General features: G+C 56.4%; 12 protein-coding genes. 6 read left to right on the top strand and 6 right to left on the bottom strand.

Annotated elements, in window-relative coordinates; translation table 11 throughout:
- From yghU to ABF979_RS14880, 4 genes are all read right to left on the bottom strand, one after another.
- The coding region (gene yghU / locus ABF979_RS14865) for a glutathione-dependent disulfide-bond oxidoreductase (protein ID WP_415560566.1) at positions 1-863 on the bottom strand (863 nt) is incomplete at its 3' end.
- On the bottom strand, positions 860-1,579 hold the full coding sequence (locus ABF979_RS14870; protein WP_415560567.1) for a glutathione S-transferase family protein: 720 nt from the start codon (positions 1,577-1,579) through the stop codon (positions 860-862). The genes ABF979_RS14870 and yghU, both read right to left, overlap by 4 nt.
- 109 nt (positions 1,580-1,688) lie before the next feature.
- The gene (locus tag ABF979_RS14875; protein ID WP_415560568.1) at positions 1,689-2,366 is read right to left on the bottom strand and encodes a peroxiredoxin-like family protein; all 678 of its coding nucleotides are present in this window, start codon (positions 2,364-2,366) and stop codon (positions 1,689-1,691) included.
- Positions 2,367-2,641: 275 nt separating this feature from the next.
- Complete coding sequence (locus ABF979_RS14880; protein WP_415560569.1) at positions 2,642-3,352, bottom strand: helix-turn-helix transcriptional regulator; 711 nt, start codon at positions 3,350-3,352, stop codon at positions 2,642-2,644.
- 84 nt (positions 3,353-3,436) lie between these two features.
- Here ABF979_RS14880 and ABF979_RS14885 point away from each other — a divergent pair, with 84 nt between their 5' ends.
- Together ABF979_RS14885 and ABF979_RS14890 are read left to right on the top strand one after the other, a co-directional pair.
- A complete protein-coding gene (locus ABF979_RS14885; RefSeq protein WP_062027606.1) occupies positions 3,437-3,835 on the top strand; it encodes a VOC family protein in 399 nt (132 codons plus the stop codon).
- Between the two features lie 159 nt (positions 3,836-3,994).
- Entirely contained in the window at positions 3,995-4,873 is an 879-nt protein-coding gene (locus tag ABF979_RS14890; RefSeq protein WP_415560570.1) for an SDR family oxidoreductase, read from the top strand.
- Between the two features lie 343 nt (positions 4,874-5,216).
- Here the strand turns inward: ABF979_RS14890 and ABF979_RS14895 are convergent, their stop codons facing one another.
- The gene (locus ABF979_RS14895) at positions 5,217-6,140 is read right to left on the bottom strand and encodes a LysR substrate-binding domain-containing protein (protein ID WP_415560571.1); all 924 of its coding nucleotides are present in this window, start codon (positions 6,138-6,140) and stop codon (positions 5,217-5,219) included.
- Positions 6,141-6,300: 160 nt separating this feature from the next.
- On the opposite strand from ABF979_RS14895, the gene ABF979_RS14900 reads away from it, so the two are divergent.
- The 4 genes from ABF979_RS14900 to ABF979_RS14915 all read left to right on the top strand — a co-directional run bounded on the left by ABF979_RS14900 (position 6,301) and on the right by ABF979_RS14915 (position 8,767).
- On the top strand, positions 6,301-6,432 hold the full coding sequence (locus ABF979_RS14900) for a hypothetical protein (RefSeq protein ID WP_415560572.1): 132 nt from the start codon (positions 6,301-6,303) through the stop codon (positions 6,430-6,432).
- Positions 6,433-6,461: 29 nt separating this feature from the next.
- Positions 6,462-7,295, top strand: coding sequence for an amidohydrolase family protein (locus tag ABF979_RS14905; RefSeq protein WP_415560573.1), 834 nt, complete (start codon positions 6,462-6,464; stop codon positions 7,293-7,295).
- Between the two features lie 546 nt (positions 7,296-7,841).
- On the top strand, positions 7,842-8,069 hold the full coding sequence (locus tag ABF979_RS14910) for a hypothetical protein (RefSeq protein ID WP_415560574.1): 228 nt from the start codon (positions 7,842-7,844) through the stop codon (positions 8,067-8,069).
- A gap of 230 nt (positions 8,070-8,299) precedes the next feature.
- Positions 8,300-8,767 (top strand): hypothetical protein, encoded by a 468-nt coding sequence (locus tag ABF979_RS14915; RefSeq protein ID WP_415560575.1) that lies wholly within the window; start codon positions 8,300-8,302, stop codon positions 8,765-8,767.
- A 34-nt stretch (positions 8,768-8,801) separates the two neighbouring features.
- Here ABF979_RS14915 and ABF979_RS14920 read toward each other — a convergent pair.
- On the bottom strand, positions 8,802-9,713 hold a 912-nt coding region (locus ABF979_RS14920), incomplete at its 5' end, for a GlxA family transcriptional regulator (protein WP_415560576.1).

Below are 9,713 nucleotides of genomic sequence, written 5' to 3' on the forward strand. Positions count from 1 at the left end.
AGACGATCCTGCGTTTTTGTCTCGAAATCGGAAGCGTCGTGACGTTCATGAAGCTGGCTTGAGAGGTCTCCGGATGTCCGGTTGACCATACGACCACGCTGAACGGCAGGTCGTTCCAGAAGTCGGTCCGCCCATGCCCTGAGATGGGGATAGTCCTGAACGCTCAGGAATGTGGCAGCATCATTATAGAGCCAACCCTCTACCAGGCCACCATACCACGGGAAAATGGCCATATCGGCGATTGTATACTCTTCGCCAGCTATGAAAGGGCTTTCCGCGAGACGTCGATCAAGCACATCCAGTTGCCGCTTGGCTTCCATGGCAAACCGATTGATCGCGTATTCGATTTTCTCTGGCGCGTAAGCATAGAAGTGTCCAAAACCGCCACCAATATAAGGTGCACTGCCTACCTGCCAGAATAGCCAGTTCAGGCATGCCGTCCGATGAGCGATATCCTTGGGGATGAAGGCACCGAATTTTTCGGCCAGATACAACAGGATTGACCCGGACTCAAAAACGGCCAGAGGCTGATCGCCGCTGTGATCAACAAGGGCTGGAATTTTGGAATTCGGATTGATCTCCGTAAAGCCGGAGCCGAACTGATCCCCTTCGCCAATACGAATAAGCCATGCGTCATATTCGGCCTGCGTATGACCGGCAGCAAGCAGTTCCTCAAGCAGGATCGTGACTTTGACGCCATTGGGTGTGCCAAGAGAATAGAGCTGGAGAGGGTGCCGGCCAACGGGGAGGGTCCGCTCGTGGGTGGCACCGGCAGTCGGGCGGTTCGTACTGGCGAATTTGCCGCCACTTGGTGCCGTCCATGTCCAGACTTTTGGGGGTGTATAATCGAAGGGTCCGCTCATGACGCTGTTCCTTTTGACACTGGGGAGAAACTGGTCGGATACATGGCCTGACGCGCGTCTTGATCCATGACGGTCTTGAACGCGTGCCCGTTCATGATGGCATGGGCACGATCGACTGTTGGACGAGCGTTCATCATGTCCATAAAACGGGTAAGATTGGGCCAGCGTTCAAGTGGCTCGTCTTTACTTTTCATGACCCGTGCTGCCCGGTCCAGCCAGCCCCATGCTGACATGTCCACAATCGTATAACGGTCGCCGACAATGAAAGATCGCCCCTCCAGGTGATCGTTCAGGACCTGATAATGCCGCTCCACTTCACGACGGTATCGATGGACCGCATAGTCCAGACCTTCCGGTGCGGCATGCTGGAAATGCACAGCCTGTCCTGAGAAGGGGCCAAGACCCGTTGCAACAAACATCAACCAGGACAGAAGCTGGGGGCGATCCTGCGCCGTTCCGAGAAACTCTCCCGTTTTCTCGGCCAGATAGAGAAGGATGGCCGTGGAATCGAACAGGACTGCGGGACTGCCCTGTGGACCATCCGTGTCTACGAGAGCAGGAACCTTGCCATTGGGATTGATGGTCCGAAACGCGGCATCATGCTGGGCACCACGATAGGTATCGACCGGTATGGCTTCGAAAGCCATGTCCGTTTCAGCCAGAAATAGCGCAATTTTCGCCGGGTTCGGACCGGGACCATAATAGAAATGGATCATGTGCCGCTTTCCTTGAATTCAATGCTGGGAGAGTTCCCGTGCTGAGGGCGCCCGGACGTCGCTCCCATACAGTCGACAGGGCTATGTCCAGACGCTGGAACATGGATGTTTAACCGGCTGACGATCGCTTTGCTTTTCGAAGTGCTGGCAGCATGTCTTCCGGCTCCGGGCGTCGGGTATAGTCCGGATTGACCTCGGCATAGAGGATTACGCCGTCCTGCCCGATGACGAAACGGCCAGGCATCGGTAGCGTCCAGCTCTCATCGCCATTGAAGGACGGAAGGTCGTTTTTCAGGTTGGTGTAGAGGTCCACGAGATAGTCCGGCAGGGCAAACCGCAAACCGAACTCTGACGCAGTGTCGTTATGCGGATCTGACAGGATGGGGAAGTCGAGATGGTTCTGACGGACCGACTTGCGGCTGTTCACGGCCGTCTGCGGTGAGATGGCAATCAGGCTTGCGCCGAGCTCACGGAAAGACGGAAGTGCAGCCTCAAGAGCCTGAAGCTCCATGTTGCAGTAGGGGCACCACACACCACGATAGAAACTGATGACCAGTGGGCCTTTTGACAACAGATCTATGGAGGACACCGGATTGCCCTCCGGGTCGTTCAGAGTGAAGGAAGGAGCCTGATCACCGGCTTTGAGCGCATTTTCCGCTGCACCCGAAGCGATCAGTTCAGCGTTTGCACGGTGCATGACCTCAATCACCGAAGCCGGAACATTATAAGGCGGGTTACCTGCTTCGAAATCAGCCTTGAAAGCGTCGAGTTTTGTCTGAAGAGACATTGGTATTTCCTTTGAAATGAAGCAATGCCTGACGTTAGGGCCGCTGGTTTTTTCAGGGATGACGGCATGGAGGACTATTGATCATTCCATGTCGGAATGGCTGTCAGTCAGAGATATTGGCGCGTGGGTAATCGGTGTATCCGTGCGCCCCGCCGCCACTGGCTCTGCCTCCAAGATCAGCTTCGTCCCCTTATTTGAAAACCAGTCGCTGAGGCGAGCGGCCGGAATTGTGAAGAATGAATGCGGATATAATGAAGGATATGGTGGCAAAGCGATCAACCTGCTTCATTCTTAAACTTCGCAAGTTCCGATACGCGTGCGGCCTTCCACCGCTGGAGCAGTCGGTGGCGAGGCTCACCTATCTGCTCAGCCAGAATTTCGACCGCGTGTATCCGGTCCGTACGGAAATGCCGGAATCCCTGTCGCAGTTCGCACCAGGCAATCAACATGCGTGTGATATCCGAATAACCTAGAACCACCGGCCATATTATTCGCTCGGTTAGCTCCCCCTGTTGATCGCGATAACACAAGCGCAGCTTAACCCCGACGCGGATTGCTGCTCGCAGGCTCGCTGCATCGGCCGTGTCTTGTAATGCCTTCAGAGACGGCTGTGCGTGTGTGCTCGGAGTGCTGATAAACGACTGCATGGGCTTGGGAACGATCGCTGAAACCTTGGAGAGAACGTCCAATGCGGCGCGTGACAGCGTTGTGTCACCATGGGCCGCTACCCACTGTGCGCCCAGAACAATCGCTTCAAGTTCAGTCGGGAGCAGCGCGAGCGGCGGCATGTCATATCCGGTCCCCATTACGTAGCCAACGCCAGCTTCGCCTGAAATGGGTATGCGCTGTCCCGTCAGATGCGCGATGTCGCGGTAGACCGTACGGATCGAGACTTCCAGTTCGTCGCCCAGCATCCGCGCCGTGACAGGGCGAGATGAGCGGCGCAGGATCTGGATAATCTGAAAGAGACGATCAGTGCTGCGCAAAGGCTTTTACAATCATGCTGACAGAATGCTGTCAGCATGATTGTGCCAAAAGGTGGAGAGCACAACCTCCACAGGAACTGACCAATGAAATTTGCCTCTACCCGCCTGATTGCAGCCGATATTACCAGTATGGTGGCCTTTTACGAACTGGTGACCAGACAGTCTGCTGAATGGCTTTCCCCCCAGTTTGCTGAAATCGTAACTCCTGGCGCGACGCTTGCGATTGGAAGTGCTGAGACGGTAGCGCTGTTCATGGAAGGGAGTGCTGAACCCGGTGTAAATCGCACTGCTGTCCTGGAGTTTAGGGTCGATGATGTGGATTCTGAGTTCACGCGTCTGAAAGGAAGGGTAGACGTTGTGATCGAGCCGAAACTTCTGCCTTGGGGAAACCGCACGGTCCAGTTTCGTGACCCCGAGGGCACAATCATCAGCCTGTTCACGCCCGTGACTGAAGCCGCCCGCGCCCGCTTCGGAAGCCGCTGATAAAGCACGGTCCCGCAGATGTATAACTCCGTTTGACCGTATATGCCGGATTCTTGCCCGTGGCGAGCTACAGATCGTGCATGTGCAGATCCTCTGCCTCTCGTCCATCAGAGCCATTGGAGAGAGTTGAATGAGACTTATGAGCGCCAGGATATGAATATGCCCAGATTGGACACGAATGAGTTGGTCGTCATCACAGGGGCCTCAAGCGGCATCGGAGCTGCAACGGCTCGAGAAATGGCCCGTCGAGGATTTCATGTCCTGGCCGGCGTTCGCCGCGAAGAAGATGCTGCTGCATTACGCGACCAGAATATTGAACCCCTGATCCTGGACATCACGAATAAGGATCATGTTCAGGCCCTGACGGATCGGGTTCAGAACGATCCCGCAGGCAGGGTGTTAAGAGCTCTCGTGAACAATGCCGCCATCGGTGCGAACGCGCCTGTCGAGGTTTTTCCCCTGGAAGCTTGGCGGCAGCTTTTCGAGGTTAATTATTTCGGACACATTGCGGTTACGCAAAAGCTTTTGCCGGCCTTGATCCGCAGCAAAGGGCGGATAGTTAACATCAGCTCGGTCGGCGGAACCATCGCAATGGCGACTTATGGACCTTATGGAGGAGCGAAATTCGCCCTGGAGGCGTTGAGCGACTCTTTGCGACGCGAAATGCTGCCGCTCGGGGTCGACGTCATCGTGATCGAGCCAGGTGCGATCAAGACAAAAATATCAAGCCGCGCGATCGCCACAGCCAACAAAGTTGCAGCCACCATGACGTTGGAACAGCGCGAGCGCTACGGCGACCTGATACATGCCGTTACTGCTCAGGCAGCCGAGGCGAACGAAAATGGGCTTACCGCTGACGCAGCAGCCCACGTGATCGCTTCGGCCATAACAGTCCGCAAGCCGCGCACGCGGTACGGTATCGGAAGGGAGGCATCCATGATCGGCATCATCCGGATGCTCCCAGACCGGGTTGTAGATCGCATCCTCGCATTCGTCCTTCGTCGCTACATGCCTAAACCGACACGCTCAGCACAGTGAACGAATACATTCGCCCTAACAGCTTTGTCACTTAGGCTCGTAATACTCTTCGGCTGCCCTTGGGGAGAGGCGAAGAACCGACTGTCTCTCTCCAGCAGTCAGCACGCACCTTTCGATTTTTGTCCACACCAACGGAGCATTTGATGTCAGCGATCAAGAGCTTTCTGCCGAGATAACATGTCACGAACGCGTAGACCTCTTCATGCGGTCTATCGTGAACGAGAATAATAATGAGAACACAACCGCGCCAGCATGGCCCGGGAGCGCTAAGCTCCGCTTTCAGGCTGAGAAATCCATCAGCGTTAAGCGCAACCGTGGAGTAGCCTTCCGAAAGTGGCCGTCCTTAGCAGTCGAGGACTTCGCGGCAAACTGTCTGGACTGTGTGGCGAAGCCAGTGATGGGTAGGGTCAGCGTCCAGCCTGGGATGCCACATGGCGGAAATGGCGATTTCAGGCGTTTTAACGGGAAGCTGGAACAGTCTCAGGCGTGATATTGCTGCATCAGCTTTTGAAAAGCCTGCGAGACACGACCGCGGGACATGCGTCACCAGATCCGATTGTCGCACGATTTCGAGCGCGTCGGGAAAGCCCGGCACGACGACCGAAACGGTGCGTTGGTATCCCAGTTGCTCCAAGGCATCATCAACCGGCCCCCTGAATGTTCCGCGTCGTGAGGTCGCGACATGGCCGCATGCGGCATAGCGCGCGATACTGATATCCTCGTCCAGAAAAAGGACGTGGCCGACGCGTGCCACGCCGACGAACATATCCCGGAACAGGAGCCGACTTCGGATTTCGGGCGCAGATGTGCCCCGGACACCGATCTTTAGATCAAGCTGTCCCTCCCGCAATGGCAACGCGTCCTTGTCAGGCTTGGGCGCAAACCGCAGGCGAACCCGTGGTGCTTCTTTCAGGATGGTTGTCACCAGCGGCGCTGCAACAATATTCAGAAAGCCTTCATTGGCGCGAAGGGTGAATGTCCTTTCCAGCGCTTTCAGATCCAGTTCCCCATGCCGAGGGCGTAGGACGTCCTGCACGTCCTGGGTCAGGACATGAACGCGCTCGCGGATACCTACTGCATAGGGTGTGGGCACGAGATGCCGCCCCGCCCGCACCAGTAACGGATCGCCGGTGGTCGAGCGCAGCCGTGTCAGGGTGCGACTCATGGCGGACGGACTGAGCCCGAGCCGGCGGGCCGCGCCAGTCACGCTGGCCTCGTCGAGCAACACATCGAGCGCTGTCAGGAGGTTGAGATCCACGTTTTCCATGTACTGAGTCTATCGACAATGACCGGCAACAGATAGCGTCGCATGCACTGATACTTTGATCTTCATGCGTCTGGCGCCTCCTCTGGTTTCGCACCTATTTTCGATGACGTGAAAACAGGCATGTCCGTCGGGATGGCAGCCTGTGGAAAAGGACCATTCCATGAAGTTGATCGGTATCGAAGAGCATTTCCTGACCACCGAAGTGAAGGACGCCTGGTCTGCCATCGGTCTTGAAGCCGCTGATCCAAGCGTTGCGTTCCATTCCATGGGGGACCGCTTGAGAAGCGGCTAGCTGATCTCGCCGAAGAACGACTGTCCCTCATGGACGAAACAGGGCTGGACGTTCAGGTGCTTTCGCTCACTACACCGTCACTGCACGATCTTGGACCCGGCAGTGTCGATCTGGCGCGCCGTGCCAATGATGCCGTGGCAGAAGCGGTATCTCGTCATCCGGATCGCTTTCAGGCGCTGGCGACGCTGCCCGTAGCGATGCCCGACGAAGCCGCACTGGAACTCGAACGCTGCGTCAGGACGCTCGGCTTCAAGGGAACGATGCTGTGTGGGCGGGTAGGCCATTGCAATCTGGACCATACTGATCTGCTCCCGATCTTCCAGAGTGCGGCTGCATTGAAGGCGCCGATTCTGCTTCATCCCAGAGCGCCACAAAAAGATGTCCGGGATGCCTACTACTCCGGATTTAGCCCACAGGTGGATGCTGCGTTTTCCTGTTTCGGTCTCGGGTGGCATTACGATGCTGGCATCCAGTTTCTGCGTCTTGTGCTGGCGGGCCATTTCGATCGCTTTCCGGATTTGCAGGTTATTTTGGGCCATTGGGGCGAGCTGGTCCTGTTTTATGCCGAGCGTATTGCGAACATGGATCGTGTGTCCGGGCTCAATCATTCAATAGCGACATATTTCCGGCGTAACCTGTATGTCACGGCCAGCGGTATGTTCCTGCCGCATTATCTGGAACAGGCAGCACGGATCGTCGGTCGGGACCGGCTGCTGTTTTCCACCGACTATCCGTATCAATACCGCCCCGGCGGCGACGCACGACGCTTTCTCGAAAACTGCGGTCTGGATGAGGCCGACAGGCAGGCCTTCTCGCATGGCAACTGGGAACAGTTGACAGAAAATCTGCCTCACGCGTTCTAAACGGCCGACGGGACAGCCATAGGGGCAGTCGCTTTCTTTGCAGACGTGTAGCGTCTTGTTCAGGAGGGAAACTGCGATGCGAAGGTGCATCATGGTGCTTTTGGGACTGCGAGACCTTACTGACCTTGTTTCTGTGCTCGAAACCTGACCACCTCCTGTTCAGCTTCAGCTTTCAGTGCAGCAAACCCCAGTCTGAGATGGGTCTCGAGGCTACAATTTCCGTAAAGAGGCGCGATCAAGGGGCCACTTGATGCTTCGATAAAGGTAACTTTACTTCTCTCATCGGACACTGTTTTCCCATCCCAGCGTGTGATGCCACTATATCAAGCCATTGCTCCGTAAAGCATAACCATCACACCTGGCTTTACCTTGGCAATGCGTGGTTATGCTTGATTAAGCCGCAGTAAACTGGCGCGTTTCGGTGGAAAATGGCCCCTCAAGCTGTGCACCTTTAAGATAACTGTATCATCGCGGCCAGCTGGCTAGGCTGGTCAGTAGATGCCATGCCGTTTCTGACGATGTGTTAATTATGGTCGAGCATGTCGCATGAACCGGGCCGTACGGTATCGAGGGATGATTGAGACTGTGGCTCTCGACCTGCCTTCTCTGGCCTCGGTTCATACAGCAGTGGTTGCTGTTCCGGCCCTGATCCGTGAGCACCGCGTAACGCCGCAGGTGCTGATACTAAATGCTGACGCGCAGCTCATGGGAGCGCCTCAATATAGCGTAAATGGTTACGGAAAGACTTTTGCGACCAACTGCCTGGGTCATTGATTCAGTTAATCGCCTTTGATCCCGGTTTGGTCGTAGAGACCAGGTTGAGCCTGTGGGCACCGGTATAGAGGTTGATGCGGGCTAGCCTCACCAAAAGGCTGTTTCAAGCCCGGGGCAGCATCGCGTTCTCAGGCAACGCTCTTGCCTGTTGGCTTTTGACCTGGGGTTTGCGCGCGCATCAGGAAAGTATATCCAGTCCAGCAGTGGCCATTCGATCGAAGTGCGTTCGAGTGCCATGTCATACGACGTCGGTCGCGCGCAATGCCCCGTATCGCCACTTCAAGGACCGCGATGCGCTGCGATTGTGGAGCGGAACTTCAAAATGCTGGTCCTGGTTCTGTAAACGAGCGCGTGTCGGCGATGCAGAATCCATCCAGCGGCTGAGGGCAGCACCAGACGCGTTCATCAGGTATGGGCGAGACTATCAGGCCCGATACAGACTGTTGTTCAGCAATCCTGTTATCGCTGCTGCGGGGCTCGTTGGAGATGCGCAGAATGCGGAGACATTGCCGCCGATCCCCGTACGGGAGTTGGCAGGACTGATCTACGCAACAGCCCATGGACTGATTGATTTGCAAGGTGGTGGCCGCATATGCGAGCAGAAAGGCTTGGCGGCAGCAGCGCAAGGCGTGGCGCTACTTTTGCTCCTTCTAGGGCCGTCGTCGAGTAATTTCGTGTCCGGAATGTTGCGATTGTGAATTTTGTACGGGTATGTACAGCATGAACGGTGTTTCAGCCCGGATTACCGTTTGCATTGCGCCGGACAGCCTGAGGCGGTTGGTGAAACTCGCGCAGGAAGGCGCGTCGCATCCGTTCGGGATCATGGAACCCGGTCATGACTGCAATAGCTTCAATGGGGAGGGTGGAGCGCTCGACCCGCTCCCGGGCTGCTTCCAGACGCAGTTTCTCGACCGCTCTGGCGGGACTCATTCCCACCGCTGCCCGGAAACTGCGAGAAAAATTGCGGGGGCTCATGCCGGCCTGACTGGCCAGAATATCCACGGTCAGACGCTGTTTCAGGTTGGAGCGGATCCATCCCAACAGTTCGGCAAAGCGTTCCTGAGTGCTTCCCATCTCAAGAAGTACCGAGAACTGGGACTGTCCTCCGGGACGGTGATAAAAAACGACCATCTGCTGGGCCGTGCGATGCCCAACTTCTGTCCCGAGGTCTTCCGTCACCAGCGCAAGGGCCATATCTATGCCTGCGCTGATGCCGGCAGACGTCCAGACCGGGCCATCATGGACATGAATGGCATCGGCCGAAACCATGACTTCTGGAAACAGTGCTTTCAGAGTTGCAGCCTGTTGCCAGTGTGTCGTTACTCGGCGTCTATCGAGCATCCCGGCCGCCGCCAGCAGAAAGGCCCCGGTACATACGCTGCATATCCGCCGCGCCGTGGTCGCCTGATATCGGATGAAGGCCTGTAATTCCGGACAATTCATGGCCTGCCTGTGGCCTTCGCCTCCGACAACGACAAGCGTATCAAACTGCCCTGCCGTCGCGAGCGGAACCGTCTCGATTGCCATCCCGGAAGACGACCGGATCAGACCACCATGGCGGGACAGGGGCGTCATCTCATACGGAGCCTCCCCAAATCCTCCGGCAATCTCGAAGGCTGCCGTCACTCCGGCAGCGTCGAGCAA

Origin of the sequence: Gluconobacter sp., from assembly GCF_047723935.1 — a bacterium.
Taxonomy (GTDB): Bacteria; Pseudomonadota; Alphaproteobacteria; order Acetobacterales; family Acetobacteraceae; genus Gluconobacter.

Bases quoted from the DNA above. Each gene is read 5' to 3' on its own strand.
- ABF979_RS14895 (WP_415560571.1), bottom strand. From the start codon at position 6,140: ATGGAAAACGTGGATCTCAACCTCCTGACAGCGCTCGATGTGTTGCTC.
- ABF979_RS14910 (WP_415560574.1), top strand. From the start codon at position 7,842: ATGAACCGGGCCGTACGGTATCGAGGGATGATTGAGACTGTGGCTCTC.
- ABF979_RS14875 (WP_415560568.1), bottom strand. From the start codon at position 2,366: ATGTCTCTTCAGACAAAACTCGACGCTTTCAAGGCTGATTTCGAAGCA.
- ABF979_RS14885 (WP_062027606.1), top strand. From the start codon at position 3,437: ATGAAATTTGCCTCTACCCGCCTGATTGCAGCCGATATTACCAGTATG.
- ABF979_RS14900 (WP_415560572.1), top strand. From the start codon at position 6,301: ATGAAGTTGATCGGTATCGAAGAGCATTTCCTGACCACCGAAGTGAAG.
- ABF979_RS14890 (WP_415560570.1), top strand. From the start codon at position 3,995: ATGCCCAGATTGGACACGAATGAGTTGGTCGTCATCACAGGGGCCTCA.
- ABF979_RS14870 (WP_415560567.1), bottom strand. From the start codon at position 1,579: ATGATCCATTTCTATTATGGTCCCGGTCCGAACCCGGCGAAAATTGCG.
- ABF979_RS14905 (WP_415560573.1), top strand. From the start codon at position 6,462: ATGGACGAAACAGGGCTGGACGTTCAGGTGCTTTCGCTCACTACACCG.